The 20,660-nt window shown below is 65.1% G+C and carries 21 protein-coding genes; 9 read left to right on the top strand and 12 right to left on the bottom strand.

All coding sequences use genetic code 11. The features are described from left to right. Positions 1 to 76 precede the first annotated feature (76 nt). The 7 genes from gatB to ACZ1JV_RS21550 form a co-directional block, all read right to left on the bottom strand. The gene (gene gatB, locus ACZ1JV_RS21520) at positions 77 to 1,579 is read right to left on the bottom strand and encodes an Asp-tRNA(Asn)/Glu-tRNA(Gln) amidotransferase subunit GatB (RefSeq protein ID WP_465150444.1); all 1,503 of its coding nucleotides are present in this window, start codon (positions 1,577 to 1,579) and stop codon (positions 77 to 79) included. Positions 1,580 to 1,756: 177 nt separating this feature from the next. Next, the gene (gatA, locus tag ACZ1JV_RS21525; RefSeq protein ID WP_465150445.1) at positions 1,757 to 3,244 is read right to left on the bottom strand and encodes an Asp-tRNA(Asn)/Glu-tRNA(Gln) amidotransferase subunit GatA; all 1,488 of its coding nucleotides are present in this window, start codon (positions 3,242 to 3,244) and stop codon (positions 1,757 to 1,759) included. Then, a complete protein-coding gene (gatC, locus tag ACZ1JV_RS21530; RefSeq protein ID WP_021234714.1) occupies positions 3,244 to 3,546 on the bottom strand; it encodes an Asp-tRNA(Asn)/Glu-tRNA(Gln) amidotransferase subunit GatC in 303 nt (100 codons plus the stop codon). The genes gatA and gatC overlap by 1 nt, the downstream gene beginning before the upstream one ends. 281 nt (positions 3,547 to 3,827) lie before the next feature. Beyond that, entirely contained in the window at positions 3,828 to 4,358 is a 531-nt protein-coding gene (locus tag ACZ1JV_RS21535) for an FKBP-type peptidyl-prolyl cis-trans isomerase (protein ID WP_465150446.1), read from the bottom strand. An 11-nt stretch (positions 4,359 to 4,369) separates the two neighbouring features. Then, positions 4,370 to 4,963 carry an FKBP-type peptidyl-prolyl cis-trans isomerase gene (locus tag ACZ1JV_RS21540; protein WP_465150447.1) on the bottom strand — a complete coding sequence of 198 codons (594 nt, stop codon included), beginning with the start codon at positions 4,961 to 4,963 and terminating at the stop codon, positions 4,370 to 4,372. A gap of 345 nt (positions 4,964 to 5,308) precedes the next feature. After that, positions 5,309 to 5,515, bottom strand: coding sequence for a 30S ribosomal protein S21 (gene rpsU, locus ACZ1JV_RS21545; protein WP_132386556.1), 207 nt, complete (start codon positions 5,513 to 5,515; stop codon positions 5,309 to 5,311). 242 nt (positions 5,516 to 5,757) lie between these two features. Continuing rightward, positions 5,758 to 6,408 (bottom strand): hypothetical protein, encoded by a 651-nt coding sequence (locus ACZ1JV_RS21550; protein ID WP_465150448.1) that lies wholly within the window; start codon positions 6,406 to 6,408, stop codon positions 5,758 to 5,760. A gap of 166 nt (positions 6,409 to 6,574) precedes the next feature. Here ACZ1JV_RS21550 and crcB point away from each other — a divergent pair, with 166 nt between their 5' ends. Genes crcB through ACZ1JV_RS21580 form a run of 6 tightly spaced genes read left to right on the top strand, consistent with a single transcriptional unit; the run spans position 6,575 to position 10,503 of the window. Then, positions 6,575 to 6,982 carry a fluoride efflux transporter CrcB gene (crcB, locus tag ACZ1JV_RS21555; protein WP_465150449.1) on the top strand — a complete coding sequence of 136 codons (408 nt, stop codon included), beginning with the start codon at positions 6,575 to 6,577 and terminating at the stop codon, positions 6,980 to 6,982. Then, complete coding sequence (locus ACZ1JV_RS21560; protein WP_465150450.1) at positions 6,979 to 8,301, top strand: RluA family pseudouridine synthase; 1,323 nt, start codon at positions 6,979 to 6,981, stop codon at positions 8,299 to 8,301. The genes crcB and ACZ1JV_RS21560 overlap by 4 nt, the downstream gene beginning before the upstream one ends. After that, on the top strand, positions 8,301 to 8,903 hold the full coding sequence (locus ACZ1JV_RS21565) for an FMN-binding negative transcriptional regulator (RefSeq protein ID WP_465150451.1): 603 nt from the start codon (positions 8,301 to 8,303) through the stop codon (positions 8,901 to 8,903). The genes ACZ1JV_RS21560 and ACZ1JV_RS21565 overlap by 1 nt, the downstream gene beginning before the upstream one ends. Beyond that, entirely contained in the window at positions 8,900 to 9,550 is a 651-nt protein-coding gene (locus ACZ1JV_RS21570; RefSeq protein ID WP_465150452.1) for an HAD-IA family hydrolase, read from the top strand. The genes ACZ1JV_RS21565 and ACZ1JV_RS21570 overlap by 4 nt, the downstream gene beginning before the upstream one ends. After that, the gene (locus ACZ1JV_RS21575) at positions 9,547 to 9,777 is read left to right on the top strand and encodes a hypothetical protein (protein ID WP_465135786.1); all 231 of its coding nucleotides are present in this window, start codon (positions 9,547 to 9,549) and stop codon (positions 9,775 to 9,777) included. Before ACZ1JV_RS21570 ends, ACZ1JV_RS21575 begins: the two co-directional genes overlap by 4 nt. A gap of 15 nt (positions 9,778 to 9,792) precedes the next feature. Beyond that, on the top strand, positions 9,793 to 10,503 hold the full coding sequence (locus ACZ1JV_RS21580) for an ATP12 family chaperone protein (protein WP_465150453.1): 711 nt from the start codon (positions 9,793 to 9,795) through the stop codon (positions 10,501 to 10,503). A 141-nt stretch (positions 10,504 to 10,644) separates the two neighbouring features. Here ACZ1JV_RS21580 and ACZ1JV_RS21585 read toward each other — a convergent pair whose 3' ends face one another. From ACZ1JV_RS21585 to ACZ1JV_RS21605, 5 genes are all read right to left on the bottom strand, one after another. Beyond that, positions 10,645 to 11,196 carry an outer membrane protein gene (locus tag ACZ1JV_RS21585; protein ID WP_465150454.1) on the bottom strand — a complete coding sequence of 184 codons (552 nt, stop codon included), beginning with the start codon at positions 11,194 to 11,196 and terminating at the stop codon, positions 10,645 to 10,647. 320 nt (positions 11,197 to 11,516) lie between these two features. Further along, a complete protein-coding gene (locus ACZ1JV_RS21590) occupies positions 11,517 to 12,146 on the bottom strand; it encodes an ABC-type transport auxiliary lipoprotein family protein (RefSeq protein WP_465150455.1) in 630 nt (209 codons plus the stop codon). Between the two features lie 23 nt (positions 12,147 to 12,169). After that, on the bottom strand, positions 12,170 to 13,108 hold the full coding sequence (locus tag ACZ1JV_RS21595) for an MlaD family protein (protein ID WP_465150456.1): 939 nt from the start codon (positions 13,106 to 13,108) through the stop codon (positions 12,170 to 12,172). An 11-nt stretch (positions 13,109 to 13,119) separates the two neighbouring features. After that, the gene (locus ACZ1JV_RS21600; RefSeq protein WP_465150457.1) at positions 13,120 to 14,034 is read right to left on the bottom strand and encodes an ABC transporter ATP-binding protein; all 915 of its coding nucleotides are present in this window, start codon (positions 14,032 to 14,034) and stop codon (positions 13,120 to 13,122) included. After that, positions 14,031 to 15,146 carry an ABC transporter permease gene (locus tag ACZ1JV_RS21605; RefSeq protein WP_465150458.1) on the bottom strand — a complete coding sequence of 372 codons (1,116 nt, stop codon included), beginning with the start codon at positions 15,144 to 15,146 and terminating at the stop codon, positions 14,031 to 14,033. The genes ACZ1JV_RS21600 and ACZ1JV_RS21605 overlap by 4 nt, the downstream gene beginning before the upstream one ends. 175 nt (positions 15,147 to 15,321) lie before the next feature. On the opposite strand from ACZ1JV_RS21605, the gene ACZ1JV_RS21610 reads away from it, so the two are divergent. From ACZ1JV_RS21610 to ACZ1JV_RS21620, 3 genes are all read left to right on the top strand, one after another. Continuing rightward, positions 15,322 to 17,991 carry a valine--tRNA ligase gene (locus tag ACZ1JV_RS21610; protein WP_465150459.1) on the top strand — a complete coding sequence of 890 codons (2,670 nt, stop codon included), beginning with the start codon at positions 15,322 to 15,324 and terminating at the stop codon, positions 17,989 to 17,991. Between the two features lie 416 nt (positions 17,992 to 18,407). Then, positions 18,408 to 19,154 carry a 7-carboxy-7-deazaguanine synthase QueE gene (locus ACZ1JV_RS21615; protein ID WP_465150460.1) on the top strand — a complete coding sequence of 249 codons (747 nt, stop codon included), beginning with the start codon at positions 18,408 to 18,410 and terminating at the stop codon, positions 19,152 to 19,154. Between the two features lie 8 nt (positions 19,155 to 19,162). After that, positions 19,163 to 20,593, top strand: coding sequence for an MATE family efflux transporter (locus ACZ1JV_RS21620; RefSeq protein WP_465135794.1), 1,431 nt, complete (start codon positions 19,163 to 19,165; stop codon positions 20,591 to 20,593). The last annotated feature ends 67 nt before the right edge of the window (positions 20,594 to 20,660 follow it).

Raw genomic sequence — 20,660 nt, forward strand, 5'->3', positions numbered from 1 at the left:
CGAGATAAGGTTGATATGAAAAAGCCCCGGAAAGCGCGCTGCTTTCCGGGGCTTTTCTATGCGTTCGGTAAAGAGATCAGCCCAGCTTGGCCTTCAGGATCTCGTTCACCACCTGCGGGTTGCCCTTGCCGGCCATGGCTTTCATCGTCTGGCCGACGAAGAAGCCGAACAGCGCAACCTTGCCTTCGCGGTACTGGGCGACCTTGTCGGCATTGGCGGCCAGGATCTCGTCCACCTTGGCCTCGATGGCGCCGGTGTCCGATTCCTGCTTCAGGCCTTCGCGCTCAACGATGACGCCGGCGTTGTCGCCGGTCTCGAACATCGTTTCGAGAACCTGCTTGGCGATCGAGCCGGAGATCGTGCCCTTGCCCACCAGAGCCAGCAGTTCCGCCGCCTGTTCGTGGCTGATCGGCGAATCTTCCAGCGACTTGCCCTGCTTGTTGAGCGCGCCGAAGAATTCGGAAATCAGCCAGTTGGCGGCCTGCTTCGCCACTTCGGACGGAGCCTTGCCCTGTGCCGCAGCGGTTTCGGCCAGCAGCGCCTCGAACCAAGCAAAGGTATCGACATCGGCGGTCAGCACGGCGGCGTTGTAGGCCGAAAGGCCCAGCTCGCCTTCGTAACGGGCGCGCTTGGCGTCCGGCAGCTCGGGCAGGCTCGCGCGGCATTCCTCAAGGAAGGCATCGTCGAGTTCGAGCGGCAGCAGGTCCGGATCGGGGAAGTAGCGATAGTCGTGCGCGTCTTCCTTCGACCGCATCGAACGCGTGGAGCCGGTGGTCGGATCGAACAGGCGGGTTTCCTGCACGATCTTGCCGCCGCTTTCCAGCACATCGACCTGACGGCTGGCTTCATGCTCGATCGTCTGCATGACGAAGCGCACGGAGTTGACGTTCTTGGTCTCCGTACGGGTGCCGAACGGCTCGCCCGGCTTGCGCACCGAGACGTTGACGTCGCAGCGCATCGAGCCCTGATCCATGTTGCCGTCGCACGAGCCGACATAGCGCAGGATCTGGCGCAGCTTGGCCACGTAAGCCCCGGCCTCTGCGGGCGAGGTCATGTCCGGGCGGCTGACGATTTCCATCAGCGCCACGCCGGATCGGTTGAGATCGACGTAGGACATCGTCGGATGCTGGTCGTGCATCAGCTTGCCCGCGTCCTGCTCGACGTGAATGCGCTCGATGCCGATCACCTTGTCGGCCGGGATGCCCGCCTTCTCGTCCGCCTCGATGGTCAGCGAACCCTCGCCCACCAGCGGGTGGTAGAGCTGGCTGATCTGGTAGCCCTGCGGAAGATCGGCGTAGAAGTAGTTCTTACGGTCGAAGCGCGACCACTTGTTGATCTGCGCCTCGATCGCCATGCCGGTACGCACGGCCTGACGGATGCATTCGCGGTTCGGAACCGGCAGCATGCCCGGCATCGCCGCGTCGATCAGCGAGACCTGCGAGTTCGGCTCCGCGCCGAATGCCGTCGCCGATCCGGAGAACAGCTTGGAGTTCGAGGTGACCTGCGCGTGGACTTCGAGGCCGATCACGACCTCCCAGTCACCGGTGGCGCCCTGGATGCGATAGGTTGATTCAGTCATCGTGTTTCGGTCCACTTCTGGGGCGACGCAGCAGCCGATGCCGCTGCCTCACCCCGTCATTTGTTTCCCGCTCCGGCACTTTGCGCCGAGTTGCGGGTCGGTCGTCTCTCCGCTTCGGTGCCCGGTCGGTCAGCATCTCCCCGATGCCGCCGACCAGTTCGAAAAGGAGCGACCAGCTTACCACCACTTCTCCGGCTTGGCCGCGAACAGCGCGCGCTGTTCCAGCGCGAGACCGGCGTTCAGCACGCCCTGTTCGTCGAAAGCCTTGCCGATGACCTGAAGACCCAGCGGCAGACCTTCGCGGTTGAGGCCGGCCGGGACCGACATCGCCGGAAGACCCGCAAGCGAGGCCGGCACCGCGAAGACGTCGTTCAGGTACATCTTCAGCGGATCGTCGACGTTCTCGCCAAGACCGAAGGCGGCCGAGGGCGCGGTCGGCGCGAGGATCACGTCGCACTGCTCGAAAGCCTTGGCGAAATCCTGCGCGATCAGCGCGCGGACCTTCTGGGCCTGCGTGTAGTAGGCGTCGTAGAAACCGGCCGAAAGCACGTAAGTGCCGATCAGGATGCGGCGCTTCACCTCGGGGCCGAAACCGGCGGCGCGGGTCGCGGCGTACATGTCCTGAAGGTTCGCACCGTCCGGCAGATCGCGCAGTCCATACCGCACGCCATCATAGCGGGCGAGGTTCGACGAGGCTTCGGCCGGGGCGATGATGTAGTAAGTCGGCAGCGCGTACTTGGTGTGCGGCAGCGAAATCTCAACGATCTCCGCGCCCGCATCCTTCAGCCAGGCGATGCCGTCGTCCCACGACTTGGCGACATCGTCATCCAGGCCATCGACGCGGTATTCCTTGGGAATGCCGACCTTCTTGCCCTTCATGTCGCCCGAAAGCGCGGCTTCCCAGTTCGGCACGGGGAGGTCGAGGCTGGTCGAATCCTTGGCGTCGAAACCGGCCATGGCTTCGAGCATGATCGCGCAGTCCTGCACCGAGCGGGCCATCGGGCCTGCCTGGTCGAGCGAGCTGGCGAAAGCCACCACGCCCCAGCGCGAGCAGCGGCCATAGGTCGGCTTGATGCCGGTGGTGCCGGTGAAGGCGGCAGGCTGGCGGATCGAACCGCCGGTGTCGGTGCCGGTCGCCGCCGGGCAGAGACGCGCGGCGAGCGCAGCCGAGGAACCACCCGAGGAGCCACCCGGAGCGAGGGCAGCATTGCCGCCATCGTTACGCTTCCACGGCGAGATCACGTTGCCGAAATAGCTGGTCTCGTTCGACGAGCCCATGGCGAACTGGTCGAGGTTCAGCTTGCCCAGCATGCCCGCGCCGGCATCCCACAGCTTCTGCGAGACGGTCGATTCGTACTGCGGCTTGAAGCCTTCCAGCATGTGGCTGGCGGCCGTGGTCTGCACGTCGAAAGTGGCGAACAGGTCCTTCATGCCGATCGGCACGCCGCCCATCTTGCCCAGAGCTTCGCCCTTAGCGCGCTTGGCGTCGGTGGCTTGCGCCGCCTCGATCGCCTTTTCGGGCGTGGCGATGATGAAGGCGTTCAGCGCTTCCTGCGCGGCGGCGACGTTCGCGTTGAACGCTTCAGCCACTTCGACGGCGGTGAAATCGCCACCCGCAACGCCGTCGCGGATCTGCGCGACGCCGAGTTCCGTAAGATCAGTCATTATTCGATCACCTTGGGCACGCCGAAGAAGCCGTGTTCGGCGGCGGGAGCATTGGCCAGAACGGCATCGCGCTTGTCGCCGCCGGTCAGCGGATCGGCATCGATCACGTCGTCGCGCAGGCGCAGCGTATTGGGGATGACGGCGGTCATCGGCTCTACTTGCGAAGTATCGACTTCGCCGAGCTGCTCTACCCAGGCGAGAATGCCGTTGAGTTCGGGGACCATCGCCTCGATTTCAGCCTCGCTCACCTTGATGCGGGCAAGGCTGGCGATCTTCGCAACGGTTGCGGTATCGACCGACATGGCTTTCCTTCAGGTTGATGGCGCCGCATCGAAAGCCGCGGACGCCAGAAGTTCAGAGTCTCATTCGAAATTCGCCGAAGAGCGAATTTCGGTTCGGCACCGGCCCACGCCCCCACCCGACCTCCCACGAAGTGTACCCTGATGGGAGGTCGGGTGGGGGCGTGGGCCGGTGCCGAACGATCCGAAACGACAGTTTCGGATCAGACCATTCCAACCGGGGCGCTAGCACCCGGCCGGAATTGCTTCAAGCATCGAGCGGCCCCGAAAGGCCGCCGACGTCTTTATTGCTTGGGTTGTTGTGTCGCCGGGGCGCCAGCCGGAGCACTCTGATCCGCTTCGTGCTGGGCCTGAACTTGCGCCATCATCTGTTCGAATTCGGCGCGGGTCTTCCAGTCGATCAGCTGCACTTCGAACACCAGGTCCGAATTTGCCGGGATCGGGCCGGTAGCTTCGGCTCCGTAACCCAGCGCGGCCGGGATCGTCAGGCGATAGGAACCGCCGCGCTGCATCTGCACGAGGCCATCGGCAAAGCCGGGAACCACGTCGCCCACGGCCATCGGCGTCGCGTCCGACTGGTCGAACACGGTGCCGTCCTTGAGCATGCCCTTGTAGGCGATCAGCACGAAGTCGTCACGCGTGGGCATGGCGCCCTCACCCTTGGTCACCGTTTCCACGGTAACCTTGGGCGCGGCCGGAGCGACAGCAGCGGGAGCCGCAGCAACCGGCGCGGCAGCGGGCTTCGCAGCCGCGTGAGCGGCCACCGGGAGTGCGAGCGCCAGCCCGGAGGCCAGCGCGAGGGGGGCGAACTTCACCGGGCGCGCGATCAGGGCTGGACCGGGGCGCCGGCAGGCGCGCCTTCGGGGGCCACACCGCCGGGGGCCACACCGCCGGGAACTGCGCCGCCGGGCATCGCGCCGGCCGCAGCGCCGCCCTGCTGCATCTGCATCTGCTGCAGCTGCTGAAGGATGCGCTGCTGCTGCTCGATCTCGGCGCGGCTCTTGAAGTCGATCAGTTCGATTTCGAACTTCAGATCGCTGTTCGGCGGGATCGGGCCGGCACCCTTGGGGCCGTAACCGAGCGCAGCCGGGATCTCGACATCGTACTTGCCGCCGCGCTGCATCTTCACCATCGCCTTGCCGAAGCCGGGGATCACTTCCGCCAGGGCCATCGGGGCGTTCTTCTGCTCGTCGAACACCTTACCGTCCGGCAGGGTGCCCTTGTAGTTGATCAGCACCACGTCATCCATGGTCGGCGATTCGCCCGAACCGGCCTTGATCGTCTCGACATGGACCGAAGGCGGCAGCGAGGCATAGGCGATGCCGGCAGCGGCGAGCGCGATTGCGGCCACGCCGATCCAGATCTTGGCAACGGCGCCCTTGGCAATCGGCTGCAGCGGGACGCGGGTGATCTCTGTCATGGAGCCTTCCTGGTTTATCTTGTGGCGCCGGTTGGGCTGCGTTCGCACGTGGGACGCGGATACGCAAAAGGGCGCGGGATTCGTCCGCGCCCTCATGGATCAGGAAAACGCAACCATCAAGCGATTAAGCCGCGTTTCCGGTTGCCCGATATGCAGCAGGCCGCAAGATCGCGGAACCGAACGAGCGGGCAGGCAAATAAACGGCAGGCAAACGAAAGCGGCCCGCGCCCTCACCCGACTTGTCCGCCCCGGCAAAACCGGCAGCAGGATCGGATGAGGGCGCGAGCCGCCCGAGACATGCCTGCAAGGCGCGGGGACGATCCCCACGCCTATCGGCAAGTGCTCTTACTTGACGCCGTCGCGCTCGAGACGCTTGCGCTCCAGCTTGCGGGCGCGGCGAACGGCAGCAGCCTTTTCGCGTGCACGCTTCTCGGAGGGCTTCTCGAAGTGACGACGCAGCTTCATCTCGCGGTAAACGCCTTCACGCTGCAGCTTCTTCTTGAGAGCCCGGAGAGCCTGATCGACGTTGTTGTCGCGGACGAGAATCTGCATAAACCGACACACCTCACAAATCGAAAGCACTGTTTCCGCATTCCGACGCGGAAGGTGCCCTGAAAAAATACGAAAATACGCCGAATCCCTTGCGAGGTCGGCTCGAAGTTGGGGGCCGCTAGCACCAACGGGGCTGCAAGGCAAGCAATCTCGGCTCAAATTAGCGCCGGAAAGCCGCCTTTGCACAGTCCTCCGCCGGGCGCGGCCGCCCGACGGAGGATGTTCTACACCAATCCGGCCGATCAGGCCAGTTGGTCGACGATCAGACCGGAAGCCGTGGTTTCGCTGACGCCGGAAGCCGAATACGTGCTGCCGGTGCTCTGCGTGTCCTTCAGGTTCTGGATGAAGGCCAGGATCGCATCGAGCGCTTCCGAAGTGGAATCGGTCGAATCCGTGGAATCGGTGTCGTCAGTCGAATCGGTAGAAGTCGAATCGTCCGTATCGTCGGTTTCATCGGCCGCGCCCGTCGGCGGCGGACCCGGAGGCGGACCGCCGGCACCCTGGGGACCGCCCGGGCCGCCCATGCCCTCGACACCGCCCATCGCCTCTTCACCGCCGGCCGAGGCCGAGGCATCCGTGGCGGACGAGCCCGAGGGCCCCTGCGCGAACAGCGATTGCAGCGCACTCGCCTGATCCTCGGTCAGCGTGCCCGACGATACCTGATCGGAAATTAGCGAATCGATCCGGTCCTTCATCTGCGAAGGATCGAGGCGGCTGGAGGACGAACTGCTGGAGGAAAGCGAACTGTCGATCGAATCGAGCGCCGATTCCAGAGCCGAGGCATCGGTATCGGTGATCGAACCGCTGGAAACGGCGGACGTGATCTTGTCGTCCATATCCTTGCGGGGATTGAACAGAGCGCTCATGGCGCTCGTTGCGGATGAGACTTGCATTGAATGTCTCCTTGCGGAGTGGGGTCGCACCCAGGCCTCTTTATAGAGTGCGGCACGCGGCAACCGGTCAAAGCGCACACAAGTATCTGCACGGATGAGGCGCTTCATTTGCCCATCCGCTCCACCACGATTGGAAATCCGCGCATTCGCGGCTAAGGCGGGCTCCATGCCCCAACCTTCCTTCCTCCTCGCCTCCTGTCTGGTGGTGCTGGGCGGCGCGGTCGGCTCATGGCTGCGGTTTGCCGTTGCCTATGCCTTCAGTGCCCTGCTTGGCCCCGTCCGTGCACTGGCGTTTCCCTATGGCACGCTGACGGTGAATATCGTCGGCAGTCTTGTCATGGGCCTGCTCGTCGGGTGGCTCGGCCGCTCGGCGCCGGGTGGAGAGGGCCTGCGCCTGTTCGTCGGCGTGGGTGTGCTAGGGGGCTTCACCACGTTTTCTTCCTTTAGCCTCGATACCGTTGCGCTTGCCCAGCGCGGCCAACCGGGGCTTGCCGTGTTTTACGTCGCGATTTCGCTGGCCGCCGGCCTTTGCGCGCTGTTCCTCGGCCTTACCATGATGAGGAGCGCCGCATGAGCCGCCCAGAGAATACAGATACCGTCCGCCAGTTCACCGTCGGCCACGACGACGAAGGCGTCCGCCTTGACCGCTGGTTCAAGCGCCACCTGCCGCAGGTCGGCTTCGCCATGGTCTCGCGCTGGGCGCGCACCGGCCAGCTGCGCGTCGACGGCAAGCGCGCCGATGTCGATACCCGCCTTTCCGCGGGGCAAGTCCTGCGCGTGCCGCCGGGTGGCGAGCCCAAGCCCGGCCTTGGCGCCTCGCGCCCGCGCCGCGAACTGACCGAGGAAGAGATCGAGCTCGCAGACGCCATGGTGCTGACGCAGGATCGCGCCGCCATCGTGCTCAACAAGCCGCCGGGCCTCGCCACGCAGGGCGGTTCGGGCATGAAGGAACATGTCGACGGCCTGCTGGACGCCTATGCCGACAAGGGCCCCCGCCCGCGTCTGGTCCACCGTCTGGACAAAGACACCTCCGGCGTCCTGCTCGTCGCCCGCACGCCGGGCAGCGCGGCGTTCTTCTCCAAGCGCTTTTCCGGGCGCACTGCGAAGAAGATCTACTGGGCGCTCGTCGTCGGCGTGCCCAGCATCAACGACGGCATGATCGAACTGCCCATCGCCAAGCAGCCGGGAACCGGCGGCGAGAAGATGCATGTGGACGAGAAGGAAGGCCAGACGGCCAAGACGCGCTACCGCGTGCTGGACCGTGCCGGCAATCGCGCCGCATGGGTCGAACTGCACCCGCTGACCGGCCGCACCCACCAGCTGCGCGTGCACATGGCGGCGATCGGCCACCCGATCGTGGGTGACGGCAAGTATGGCGGGCAGGAAGCGTTCCTCTCCGGCACGATCAGCCGCAAGATGCACCTCCACGCCCGCCGCCTGATCATCGAGCATCCGGACGGCGCCCCGCTGGACGTGACCGCCCCCCTGCCCGAGCACTTCGCCAATTCGATGGAATCGCTCGGCTTCGATGAGGCCGATGGCGCCGAACTGCCCGAAGGCGCGCCGGTGTTCACCAAGGACGACGAAAAGCGTGCCGCCAAGGCCCACGCCAAGCAGTACCGCAAGGAACGCCGCGGCGAACGCCGTTCGCGCCGCGACGGTGCCTCCGAACGCCCCGGTTCGCGCGGAAAGCCCAGCGGCAAAGCGGGTGGCAAGCCGAGTGGTCCGAAGGCCGGTCCGCGCAAGGCCAGCGGCAAGCCGGTTGCCGGAAAGCCGACGACCGGTAAGCCCGCAGGCGTTCGCAAGCCGGCCGGCCCGCGCAAGCCTTCCGGCGGCGCTGGCGGGCGGCCCAGCGGCCCTCCGGGCGGCGGCGCACCGCGCGGCAAGCGCTGATGCACCCCAACGCGCAGTTCCGTCCGGCCGATCGCATGATGGCCGAGGCGCTGGTGGAGGAGATCGGCTTCGGCATGATCTTCGCCACCACGCCGGACGGGCCGCGCGTTGCCCACACCCCCCTGCTCTGGACCGGGGATGGCGCCGTGCAGTTTCATCTGGCGCGCGGCAACGCCCTTGCCCGCCACATTGCGGACACCACTGCGCTGGCCGTCGTGAACGGGCCTGACGCCTACGTCTCGCCGCGCTGGTATGAGAGCAGCGAACAGGTGCCGACGTGGAACTACGTCAGCGTGGAAATGGAAGGCCGCGTGCGGCGGATGGACGACGAAGGCCTGATGGGCCTGCTCGAAGCCCTTTCCGCCCGTAACGAGGCGCGCATTTCGCAGGGTGAGGCCTGGACCATGGACAAAGTCTCGCCCGGCTATCTGGCAAAACTCAAGGCCGGCATCGTCGGCTTCGAGCTGGAAGTGCAGGCCTGGCGGCCGACTTTCAAGCTCTCCCAGAACAAGCCCGCCGACGAACGCGAACGCGTCGCGCTGGGGCTCGAAGCCGAAGGTTCGCGCGCGATTGCGCAACTTATGAGGGATCTGGTTGGATGAAATTCGCCGTCTTCGATTGCGACGGCACGCTGGTCGACGGGCAGGCACCGATCTGTGAGGCGATGGAGGCGACTTTCGCCCAGTTCGGCCTGCCCGCCCCCTCACGCGGGTTGATCCGGCGCGCGGTGGGCCTGTCGCTGCCGCAGGCGATGCGCCAGTTGCTGCCCGACAGCGACGAGGCGCAGCAGCACGCCATGGCCGATGGCTACAAGGCCGCGTTCCGGCAGGCGCGCACCGAGGGGCGCGTCTCGCAGCCGCTGTTCCCCGGCATTGCCGAAGTGCTGCACGGTTTGCAGAACGCCGGCTGGACGCTGGGCGTCGCCACCGGCATGTCCGATCGCGGCCTGTCGTTCTGCCTGGAGGCGAACGGCATCAAGGACCTGTTCGTCACGCTCCAGACGGCGGACCGTCACCCCTCCAAGCCGCATCCGGCGATGCTGGAGGAAGCGATGGACGATGCCGGCGCGCAGCCGGGCGAAACGGTGATGATCGGCGATACCGTCTACGACATGCAGATGGCCACCAATGCCGGCGCGCGCGGGATCGGGGTCGACTGGGGCTATCACCACCCCACCGAAATGATCGCCGCCGGGGCCGAAAAGCTCTTCGAAACCCCGCAGCAACTGCTGGAGCACCTCCTCGCATGACGACCGACAGCAATGGCGCCGGCGCCAAGGATCCGGCCCGCAACCGCTGGATCACCATCCAGCTTGTCCGCCTGTTCGGCGTGGCCTGCGTGGTCGCCGGCATGGCGATCGGCGCGAACAAGCTGCAATGGCCGCTCTGGCTGGGCTATCTGCTCATCCTCAATGGCATGATCGACGTCTTCGTCATTCCCCGCCTGCTCGCGCGCAAGTGGCGCAGCGGCAACTGACCGGAAATTCGTGAAGTGAAGCGTTTCTACAAGGAAGTAACCGTCGCCCAAATGGACGGCGATGCGGGCGGCAGCTGGCGCGTGCTGCTGGACGGGCGCGGCATCAAGACCGCCGGCGGCCGCGCGCAAGTGCTGCCCAGCCGCGCGCTGGCAGAGGCGATGGCCGCCGAATGGGCCGCGCAGGGTGAGGAAATCGATACCGCGACCTTCCCGCTGCGCGATCTTGCCGATTTCGCCGTGGATGCCATGGCGACCGACCCGCAATTGGCCGTGCGCGAAATCCTGCCTTATGCAGAGACCGACACGCTCTGCTACCGTGCCGATCCCGAAGACGCGCTGTACCAGCGCCAGCTGGCAGTGTGGGAGCCGATGCTGGCCGCCGCCGAAGCGCGCCATGCCCTGCAGTTCCCGCGCGTTTCCGGCATTCTTCACAAATCGGTCCCGGCCGAGACGCTGGCGCGTCTTGAAGCCATGCTGACGGCACAGGATGCTTTCACGCTGGCCGCGCTGCGCATGCTGTCCAGCCTTGCCGCCTCGCTGGTGATCGCGCAAGCCGCCATCGAGCCGGACGCCGATGCCGACGCCTTGTGGAACGCGGCCAATCTGGAAGAGGACTGGCAGGTCGAACTCTGGGGCGAGGACTGGGAAGCCGCGGAACGCCGCGCCACGCGCTTCACCGCGTTCAAGCTGGCGATGGATTTCGCCCGTCTGGCACGCGCGGGATAACCGCTGCCCCAGGCAGGTCGCAGCTTTCCATGCGACCTTCGGAACAGAAAAAGGCCCGCCCCGGACAAGCCGGAACGGGCCCCCTCGCGCGGACGGGGCTGGGTCGCTCGCCCCGCCCGTCAGCGTCGGTACCTCAGTTCATCAGAACTTGATGCCGAAGCCGGCCAGCGCCTGGTGGCGCGAAAAGCCGTCTTCATAGTTCGAATAGCGATATTCGATCTTGCCGAACATGTTGTGGCCGAGAGCCTGTTCGAAACCGGCGCCCAGACGGACGCCGTCGGCGTCGCCGCTGGCCTTCAGCTTGAGGTCCGGATCTTCGTAAGTCGCGGTGACGCGGCCATTGGTATAACCGGCAAGGACGTAGAGCTTGCTGTTCGCACCCACATTGGTACCCAGGCGAACGACGCCGGCGAGGTCGCGGCCGGTCTTCATGCACAGGCGGGCGATGTCGACATCGCCATAGCACTTCTTGCCGGTGCTGCCTGCCACGGTGCCCTCAATGCCCACAAACATCGCGTTACTGATCGGCAGTTCGTATCCGGCAGCGGCGCCGTAGTCGAAACCGTCGGAGTTGATATCGCTGCCGTAGGAGACGGCATCGTAGCCGCCAGTCACCTGCACATAAGCCTGCGCATTGGCAGCGGCAGGCATGGCAAACAGCGCCGCAACGGCGGCGAGGGTGATCTTCTTCATGGTAATTCGCACCTGTATTCACTCCCGCCCCCCTGGCGCGGAGTGGGGGCCGAATACAGGGCATCGACCTTGTTGCAACGACATAAGGAAGTGTACGGCCTACCCTCACCCTTGCCGTTGCAATCGGGCCACACAGGAATTTTCAGGAAAGGCAGTGCAACCCGCAGAAACGCTTGTGCAACAAATGACGAGCACCAAACAACAAACACACTGTCAAATATAAACGACCGGACTACAAAAAGTTCACACCTGGGGCGGGCAACGCGCGGGAATAGCAAAAATTACTTCCGCCATCCCCGCCTAATCGCAATCAAGTCTTTTCAGGAACCCTTGATCCAGTCGGCCGCCTGCTTGGCCACATCGTTGGCAGCCCGGTTCAGCGCCGGCCCCACGGCGGCGGCATCGGGCTTCACATCGGGCACGCTGGCCTCGAACCGGCGCGTGGTCAGCGGGCCGCCGCGCTCAACCTTGGTAACGTCCAGCCGGACGACCACCGAGCGGGTCGGCACGTCATAGCCCATCGCCAGCAACCGTCCACCGATCTGGACTTGTCCGGCATTCTCGAAATTCAGGCCTTCCACCACCATTCGGCCGGTGTGCGCACGCAGCGTTTCGGCCAGCAGCGCGCGCATCTGGCGCGCGGGCTTCTCCGTCCAGAACGCATCCTTCAGGTAGGAAAGGCTGGAGGCATCGATCTTCACCGGCACGCGCGGCGTATCCAGGCTGCGATCGGAGTCGGGATCAAGCACGACGATCGCTTCGGACAGCTGGCCGCTGACCTGTGAACCCGCAGCGGCGCTTTCGTCCGGCGTCAGGCGGATCAGCTGCTCGGGCGGCTTGGGGGCAAGGCTGATGCAGCCGGGCAGCGCCAGACAGGCCGCGATCGCAAGTACGCTGCCCAGCGCCTTCCGGTCGAGAACCTTGCCGGCGTTCGTCTTCACGGTTCGCATCGCAGTTCGCATTTCGGGCCCCATCATGGCTTATAAGTGGGCAGCTTCTGCCCCTTCAGCAGCGCGCCGGCGCCCTGTTCGTCGATCTTTTCGGTTACCGAGCGCAAGGCCCGGCTGGTCGCCTGCAGGTCGCGGATCGCGGCCTCCGCAGCGGGCAGCGTCTGGTCCGAAACCTTGTCGAACGCGGGCTGCGCATGTTGCAGCGTCACATCCAGCGTATCCATGGACTTCTGCGCCGATGCCAGCGTCTTGCGCAGCTGATCGGCCAGCGAATTGCCCTGATCGCCCAGGAGGTTGTCCGCCTTGCCGGCCACGCCTTCGAAGGCCGCCAGCGTCTTGGTCGCCTGATCCAGCGTGCCCTGAAGCTGGACGAGCGTCTTGCGCACTTCCGGCGAGGCGGCCGAAAGATCCTTGGTCATCTTGTCCGTGTTCTTCAGGATGCCGGTGATCGAACGCCGGTTATCCTCGGACAGCAGCAGATTCAGGTTCTCGGTCAGCGTCGCCAGACGTTCCAGCAGCAGCGGCGCGTTCGACAGGATTTCGCCAAGGCCGCCGCGCTTGGTGGGGATCACCGGCACGCCTTCGGGGCCCGGCTCGGTCAGCAGCGGCGCATCCTTCACCGCACCTTCCAGCTGGATGTCGGAAACGCCGGTGAAGCTGCCCTGGATCGTTGCCGTAGTGCCGACCGTCACCGGCACCTTCTTATCCACCCGGATGCGCACGCGCACGAAGCTGGGATCCTGCGGCCACAACTCGATCTCGCGGATCTGGCCCACCGGCACGCCCGCGTAATCGACGCCTGACCCCTTCGCCAGCCCGTCTACCGACTGCTTGAAGAAGATGTCGTATTCGTTGCGCGCACCTTCGTTCAGGCGGGCAATCCAGATGATGAACGCCGCAAGCGCCGCAAGCAGCACCAGCGTGACCGCTCCGACCCAGACGTGATTGGCGCGTGTTTCCATACTCTGGTGCCCTATGCCCCCGGCTCTTCAGAATTCTTGCCGGTATTGTCTTCCACGGCGGCGATCAGCGGCTCGTCCGCCGCTTTGCCTGCCGAAATCTCGTCCTTGGCGCCCAGCGCCGCACGGCCGCGCGGGCCGTTGAAATATTCCTGAATCCACGGATGGTCGAGCGCCAGAAGCTCCGGGATCGTCCCCACCGCGATCACCTTCTTGTCCGCCAGCACGGCCACGCGGTCGCAGATGGCGTGCAGCGTGTCGAGGTCGTGGGTGATCAGGAACACGGTAAGCCCCAGCGTTTCCTTCAGGCCGCGGGTCAGCCGGTCGAACGCGGCGGCACCGATGGGATCGAGGCCGGCGGTCGGCTCGTCCAGGAACAGCAGTTCGGGATCGAGCGCCAGCGCGCGGGCCAGGCCGGCGCGCTTCCTCATGCCGCCCGAAAGCTCGTTCGGATACTTGTAGGCCGCCTCTTCGGCCAGACCGGCAAGGCGCACCTTGAAACGGGCGATATCCGCGCGCAGTTCATCGCCGATCTCGGGGAAGAACTGCTTCAGCGGCACTTCCACGTTCTCACCCACCGTCAGCGTGGAGAACAGCGCGCCGCCCTGAAACAGCACGCCCCAGCGCGAGCGCAGGTCGATCCCCTCCTCGTCGGTGGAATCCTCCATGTGGTGGCCCAGCACGGTAATATCGCCCGACTGCGGCTGCTGGAGCCCGATGATCGAGCGCATCAGCACCGACTTGCCGGTGCCCGATCCGCCGACGACGCCCAGAATCTCGCCCTTGCGAACCTTGAGCGACAGATTTTCGTGCACCACGAAACCGTCGAAGGCATTGGTCAGCCCTTCGACGACAATGGGATATTCATCGTCCGCTTCGGCACGGGCGGCGGCGCGGTCTTCGACCTGTTCGGTGGCGATATCGGTCATTGCCAGCCGATCTTGGTGAAGAAAATGGCGAAGAAGGCGTCCAGCACGATCACCGTGAAGATCGCCGTGACCACCGCCTGCGTGGTGCGCTGGCCCACTTCCTCTGCATTGGAAGTGACCTGCATGCCCTGATAGCAGCCCGCCAGCGCCACGATCAGCGCGAAGACCGGTGCCTTCAGCAGGCCCACCCAGATGTCCGTCGTCGGCACCACTTCCTGCGTGCGCTGGAGGAAGGTCCAGAACGGAATATCCAGCGCGAAGTTGGCGATGAAAGCGCCGCCGATGATCGCCAGCACCGTGGAATAGAAGCCCAGCAGCGGCATCATCAGCATCGCCGCCAGCACGCGCGGCACCACCAGCGCCTGCATCGGCGAAACGCCGATGGTGCGCATGGCGTCCACTTCCTCGGTCAGCTTCATCGTGCCGATCTGCGCCGCAAAGGCGGAACCGGAGCGGCCGGCGACCATGATCGAGGTCATCAGGATGCCAAGCTCTCGCATCGCAAGGCGGCCGGTGAGGTTGATCGTGTAGATTTCCGCGCCGAACTGCGCCAGCTGCACCGCACCCTGCTGGGCGATGACGATGCCGATCAGGAAGCTCATCAACCCAATGATCCACAGCGAGTTGATGCCCACATGCTGCATGTGGAACACCAGCGCCGTGCCGCGCAGGCGCGACGGGTGGCGGATCGCCACGCCCAGCGCCAGGATCAGTTCGCCCAGAAAGCCGATGGCCTTGACGAAGCCCTTGCCCCAGTTGACCACGACATCGCCGAACTCACCCACCGTGCGCATCAGCAGGCCGGGCTGCGGCACGATTTCCGTTTCATCCTTGGGCATGCGGCCGATGGCGGCGAACAGGCGCTTGGCCCCTTCGCTTTGACCAACGATTTCAAGGCCATGTTCTTCGGCGAAACGCTTCACCAGCCAGGCGCCGGTGGTGTCTATATCGGTCACGCCGGACAAGTCTATGCGGTCTACGGGAGAGCCGCACTCCGCCATCTTGGCATCGAGATTGCCCAGCGAATGAACGCACAGCGGCCCCTTAAGCGCCACCGTGTGGACACCGCCTTGGTCGCTTCCCGACAGAGTGAATTCAGCCCATTCCCGCATGTGCGCTCGTATTGGGGGAAAATGCCTGTACCGGCAAGGGGTTCCCCGGTTGCGACGGATTGTTGATTTCGCAAGAGTCTGTCTGAGAATAGTCCGTGGCAATTTGATGGCAGAGTTAGCCCCCGCCCCTACGCGTACTTGCGCGCGAGGGGCTCTACTGGCAAAGCGCCGCGCCATGACCGACACTCCAGAAACCGCCCCCGAAGCCGCTCTCGAATCTGGGCTCGACAAGACCTTCGACCCCGCCCAGATCGAGGCGAAGTGGTACCAACATTGGGAAAGCGAAGGGCTGTTCCGCCCCGAGCGTGCCGATGCGCAGCCGTTCACCATCGTGAACCCGCCGCCGAACGTCACCGGATCGCTTCACATCGGCCACGCGCTGGACAATACGCTGCAGGACATCGTGATCCGTCACGAGCGCCTGAAGGGCAAGGACGCGCTCTGGGTGGTCGGCACCGACCATGCCGGCATCGCCACCCAGATGGTGGTCGAACGCCAGATGGAGGCGAAGCAGGACAAGCGCGCCAACTACACGCGTGAAGCTTTCATCGAGAAGGTCTGGGAGTGGAAGGCCGAATCCGGCGGCACCATCACCGGCCAGCTGCGCCGCCTCGGCTGCTCGATGGACTGGAGCCGCGAGCAGTTCACGATGGATCCGCACTTCACCAAGGCCGTGGTCAAGGTCTTCGTGGACCTGCACAAGCAGGGCCTGATCTATCGCGACAAGCGGCTGGTGAACTGGGACCCGAAGTTCCGTACCGCCATTTCCGACCTCGAAGTCGAAACGCGCGAAACCAACGGCCACTTCTGGCACATCAAGTATCCGCTTTCGGACGGTTCGGGCCATATCCACGTCGCCACCACCCGCCCGGAAACGATGCTGGCCGACATGGCCGTCGCGGTTAACCCCGAGGACGAGCGCTACAAGGAACTGCTGGCGCGCGGCGCCACCGTCACCCTGCCGCTCACCGGCCGCGAGATTCCGATCGTCGCGGACGAGCATGCCGATCCCGAACTCGGCTCCGGCGCGGTGAAGATCACCCCGGGTCATGACTTCAACGACTTCGAGGTTGGCAAGCGCGCGGGCTTCAAGGCCGGCGACATGCTCAACATGCTCGATGCCGATGCCCATGTCTGCCAGACGCAGGACGGCCTTGTCCCCGCGCAGTTCATCGGCATGGACCGGTTCGAGGCGCGCAAGGCGATCGTTGCCTTCCTCGAAGACGACGGGTTGCTCGAAAAGGTCGAGGATCGCGTGATCCAGACCCCGTTCGGCGATCGCAGCGGCGTGGTGATCGAACCCTGGCTGACCGATCAGTGGTACGTCGATGCGCAGACACTGGCCGGCCCGCCGATGGAAGCCGTCCGCTCCGGCGCGATCGAGATCGTTCCCAAGACCTGGGAAAAGACCTTCTTCAACTGGATGGAAAACATCCAGCCCTGGTGCGTCTCGCGCCAGCTCTGGTGGGGCCACCGCATCCCGGCGTGGTACACCGAAGACGGCGAGATCTTCGTGGCCGAGACTGAAGAAGAGGCACAGGCGCAGGCCGGCAACAAGAAGCTGACCCGCGACAACGACGTGCTGGACACCTGGTTCTCCTCCGCGCTCTGGCCTTTCGCCACGCTCGGCTGGCCTGATGAAGATGCTCCGCTGCTGAAGAAGCACTACCCGAACGACCTGCTGGTTTCCGGCTTCGACATCCTGTTCTTCTGGGATGCGCGCATGGCGATGCAGGGCATTCACTTCATGAAGGAAGTGCCGTGGAAGCGGCTCTATCTCCATGGTCTGGTGCGTGCTGCCGACGGCCAGAAGATGTCGAAGTCGAAGGGCAACGTGGTCGATCCGCTGGGCCTGATCGACAAGTACGGTGCCGATGCGCTGCGCTTCTTCATGGCCGCCATGGAAAGCCAGGGCCGCGACGTGAAGATGGATGAAAAGCGCGTGGAGGGTTACCGCAACTTCGCCACGAAGCTGTGGAACGCCGCCCGTTTCTGCCAGTCCAACGGCATCGTCGCCAGCACTTCGATCAAGGCGCCGGCAGCCAGTTCCGCCGTCAACAAGTGGATCATCGGCGAAGTCGTCGAAACCGTCGCCGCGCTGGACAAGGCCATGGCGGACTTGCGCTTCGACGCGGCCGCCAACGCGATCTACCACTTCGTGTGGAACCAGTTCTGCGACTGGTACATCGAACTTATCAAGGGCAACTTCGACGAAGAGACCAAGGCCGTTGCCGGCTGGGTGCTCGACCAGATCCTCGTCATGCTCCACCCCTTCATGCCCTTCGTCACCGAAGAGCTGTGGAGCAAGATGGGCGCGCGCGATCAGGACCTGATCGTCGCCGCATGGCCCGCGCCGGAAGCTTCGGTGGATGGTGAGGCCAAGGCGGAAGTCGAATGGCTGATCGCGCTGATCGGCAACTTGCGCGGCGCCAAGTCCGAACTCGGCATCGCGCCCGGCGCGCGCCTCACCGCCTATGTTGCCGATCCCTCGGACGCGACGCGCGCTGTGATCGGCCGCAACGGCACCGTGATCGACCGTCTGGCCCGTCTGGATGCGATTCTGTTCGAGGCTGCTCCGGCCGGTGCCGCCATGCAGGTGGGCGCGGGCGACGCGACGCTGGCGATCCCGCTGGAAGGCGTGATCGACATCGCAGCGGAGAAGGCCCGTCTGGAAAAGGCCATGGCCGCTTCGGTCAAGGAACGGGACTCGCTCGACAAGCGTCTGGGCAACCCGGCCTTCGTCGAGAAGGCCAAGCCCGAGGCGATCGACAAGGCGCGTGCGGACCATGCCCACCACTCGGCCGAAGCCGAGCGTCTCGCTGCGGCGCTGGCGCGGCTGGGGTAAGATGAAGCGGGGGGAGTGGGATTAAACCGACACCACTCCCCTCGTCGCCCCCGCGAAGGCGGGGGCCCCGCTTTCCTCATTTCACGCAGAGGCGCGGAGGCGCGGAGGGACAGTGCAGCAACCCTCTTCTCCGTGCCTCCGCGCCTCCGCGTGCTAAAAAAGGAAGCGGGATCCCCGCCTTCGCGGGGATGACGGATATTGAGGGATGGGCGTTCCTCCGCCGCCGTTTCGCGTCGTTTTCGATTTCCTACCCCACGCGCATCTGACACTTTTCCGCGCATGACCGCCCCGCTCTTTCCCCACGGTACCAGCCACAAGGTGACACCCTCGACACAAGGTGACACTTTTCCCTCTGGACCGTGTAAACTGTGTCAACCTCACCCCTTAAAACCGTAACCTTGCATTCGAGACCATCCGTGACGCTTGCGCTTGCCACCACCACTCCCGGCGAACCCGAAGTGTTCGCTTCGCTTCAGGGCGAAGGGCCCAGCATGGGGCGGCCGAGCACTTTCGTGCGGCTGTCGCGCTGCAACCTTGCCTGCCAGTGGTGCGACACCGCGTACACTTGGCGCTTCACCGGCGATAACCGCTTCCACCGCGACGATCTGGCGTTCGAGCGCAAGGCCAATCAGGTCATGGCCGAGGAAGCCGGTGTGGCGCGCATGGTGGCCGATCTGCCGCCTGACCGCCTTGTGATCACCGGCGGCGAGCCGCTGCTGCAAGGCCCGCAACTGGCGCGGATGCTGGCGGCGCTCGACGAAGAGCGGCCGGGAATGCACGTGGAGATCGAGACCAACGGCTCGGTCGCACCGCACGCCAGTCTCGATGCGCGGGTGCAGCAGTACAATGTCAGCCCCAAGCTGGCGCACAGCGGCAATCCGGCGGAACTGGCGCTGGTGCCCGAACGGCTGGCGGCATGGGCGGCGGACCCGCGCGCCTTCTTCAAGTTCGTGGTGGCGGAGCCCGCCGACGTGGACGAAGTGGAAGCGCTTAGGGAGACTTACGCGATCCCGCGCGAGCGGCTATTCCTGATGCCGGAAGGCCGCTCCAGCGATGTCATCCGGCAGCGTTCGGGTTGGCTCTCGGATTTATGCATGCGTGAGGGCTATCGCTTCACGGACCGCCTGCACATCCACATCTGGGGCGATACGCGGGGCACGTAAGGGGACATATGAACGAAGCATCGCCGATTCCCGCCGGGGAAACCGAACCGGGGGAACCTGAAACGCCGGCGCAGCAGCAGCGCATGAAGGGCGACCTCACGCAGGGGCCGATCCTCAAGACGCTGCTGGTGTTCTCGATCCCGATGCTGATCTCGAACGTCCTCCAGACGCTGAACGGGTCGGTGAACGCAATCTGGGTCGGGCGGCTGCTGGGCGAAAGCGCGCTGGCGGCCACGGCCAATGCCAACATCATCATGTTCCTGCTGATCGCGCTGGTCTTCGGCTTCGGCATGGCGACCACGGTGCGCGTGGGCCAACACTTCGGTGCGCGCGACATCGACGCGGCGCGCAAGACCTTCGGTTCGGGCGTCGGTTTCTGCTCGCTGCTGGCGATCGGCTGCGGCCTGGCCGGCTGGTTCGGCGCGGACGCCCTGCTTCATGCACTGGGCACGCCGGGCGCCAGCCGGATCGAGGCGCTGGCCTATCTGCGCGTGATCTTCGTGACGCTGCCACTGGGATCGCTCTCGTTGATGGTCTCCATGGGCATGCGCGGTGCGGGCGATTCCAAGACTCCGCTCTACGCGATGATCCTGACGGTGGCGCTGGACGTGATCCTGAACCCGCTGCTGATCATCGGCCCCGGCCCCCTGCCCACGCTGGGGATCGCCGGATCGGCGACGGCGACGGCCTTCGCGAACTTCGCCGGCCTCGTGTTCCAGCTCTGGACGATCTACCGCAAGGACCTGCCGATGCGCCTGCGCGGCGCGGAACTGGGCTATCTGATCCCGCGTGGCAGTGAACTGAAGTATGTGATCCTGAAGGGCCTGCCGATGGGCGCGCAGATGCTGCTGGTGTCGTCTGCCGGGCTCATCATGGTCAGCCTCGTCAACGCGGAGGGGCTGGAGGCGGCGGCGGCCTATGGCGCCTCATTGCAGCTTTGGAACTACCTGCAGATGCCGGCGATGGCGATCGGTTCGGCCGTCAGCGCGATGGTCGCGCAGTCGCTGGGCGCGCACGATCACGGCCGGGTGGGCAAGGTGACGGAGATCGGCCTCGTCACCAACCTTGCGCTCTCCACGCTGATGGCAGCACTGATCGTGGTGTTCGATCACCCGCTGCTGGCGCTGTTCCTGGGCGGGCATAGCCCGGCGATGCCGATCGCGCAGCATATCCAGTTGGTCTGCACCGCCTCGTTCGTGATCGTATCCATCACCATGATCCTCACCGGCACATTGCGAGCTTACGGCGCCGTAGTGGTGCCGCTGGTGATCATGTTCATCGGCCTCTATCCCGGCCGTCTGGGCTTCTACCACCTCGCCTATCCGCTGATCGGCAGCGAGGCGCTGTGGTGGTCCTACCCGGTCGGCTCGGCGCTGACCGTGGCGCTGACGCTGGCCTACTACCGCTGGGGCAAGTGGCGCGCGGCCTTCGATCTGTGAGACATTCCTCCCCTGCAAGGGGAGGTGGCAGCCCGAAAGACTGACGGAGGGGTATCCACGCCAGCCG

The sequence above is a fragment of the Novosphingobium sp. BL-S-19 genome (assembly GCF_055521675.1).

Coding starts and splice junctions, on each gene's coding strand:
- gatB (WP_465150444.1), bottom strand. CDS start 1,579: ATGACTGAATCAACCTATCGCATCCAGGGCGCCACCGGTGACTGGGAG.
- gatA (WP_465150445.1), bottom strand. CDS start 3,244: ATGACTGATCTTACGGAACTCGGCGTCGCGCAGATCCGCGACGGCGTT.
- gatC (WP_021234714.1), bottom strand. CDS start 3,546: ATGTCGGTCGATACCGCAACCGTTGCGAAGATCGCCAGCCTTGCCCGC.
- ACZ1JV_RS21540 (WP_465150447.1), bottom strand. CDS start 4,963: ATGACAGAGATCACCCGCGTCCCGCTGCAGCCGATTGCCAAGGGCGCC.
- rpsU (WP_132386556.1), bottom strand. CDS start 5,515: ATGCAGATTCTCGTCCGCGACAACAACGTCGATCAGGCTCTCCGGGCT.
- ACZ1JV_RS21550 (WP_465150448.1), bottom strand. CDS start 6,408: ATGCAAGTCTCATCCGCAACGAGCGCCATGAGCGCTCTGTTCAATCCC.
- crcB (WP_465150449.1), top strand. CDS start 6,575: ATGCCCCAACCTTCCTTCCTCCTCGCCTCCTGTCTGGTGGTGCTGGGC.
- ACZ1JV_RS21560 (WP_465150450.1), top strand. CDS start 6,979: ATGAGCCGCCCAGAGAATACAGATACCGTCCGCCAGTTCACCGTCGGC.
- ACZ1JV_RS21565 (WP_465150451.1), top strand. CDS start 8,301: ATGCACCCCAACGCGCAGTTCCGTCCGGCCGATCGCATGATGGCCGAG.
- ACZ1JV_RS21570 (WP_465150452.1), top strand. CDS start 8,900: ATGAAATTCGCCGTCTTCGATTGCGACGGCACGCTGGTCGACGGGCAG.
- ACZ1JV_RS21575 (WP_465135786.1), top strand. CDS start 9,547: ATGACGACCGACAGCAATGGCGCCGGCGCCAAGGATCCGGCCCGCAAC.
- ACZ1JV_RS21585 (WP_465150454.1), bottom strand. CDS start 11,196: ATGAAGAAGATCACCCTCGCCGCCGTTGCGGCGCTGTTTGCCATGCCT.
- ACZ1JV_RS21590 (WP_465150455.1), bottom strand. CDS start 12,146: ATGCGAACCGTGAAGACGAACGCCGGCAAGGTTCTCGACCGGAAGGCG.
- ACZ1JV_RS21595 (WP_465150456.1), bottom strand. CDS start 13,108: ATGGAAACACGCGCCAATCACGTCTGGGTCGGAGCGGTCACGCTGGTG.
- ACZ1JV_RS21600 (WP_465150457.1), bottom strand. CDS start 14,034: ATGACCGATATCGCCACCGAACAGGTCGAAGACCGCGCCGCCGCCCGT.
- ACZ1JV_RS21605 (WP_465150458.1), bottom strand. CDS start 15,146: ATGCGGGAATGGGCTGAATTCACTCTGTCGGGAAGCGACCAAGGCGGT.
- ACZ1JV_RS21610 (WP_465150459.1), top strand. CDS start 15,322: ATGACCGACACTCCAGAAACCGCCCCCGAAGCCGCTCTCGAATCTGGG.
- ACZ1JV_RS21620 (WP_465135794.1), top strand. CDS start 19,163: ATGAACGAAGCATCGCCGATTCCCGCCGGGGAAACCGAACCGGGGGAA.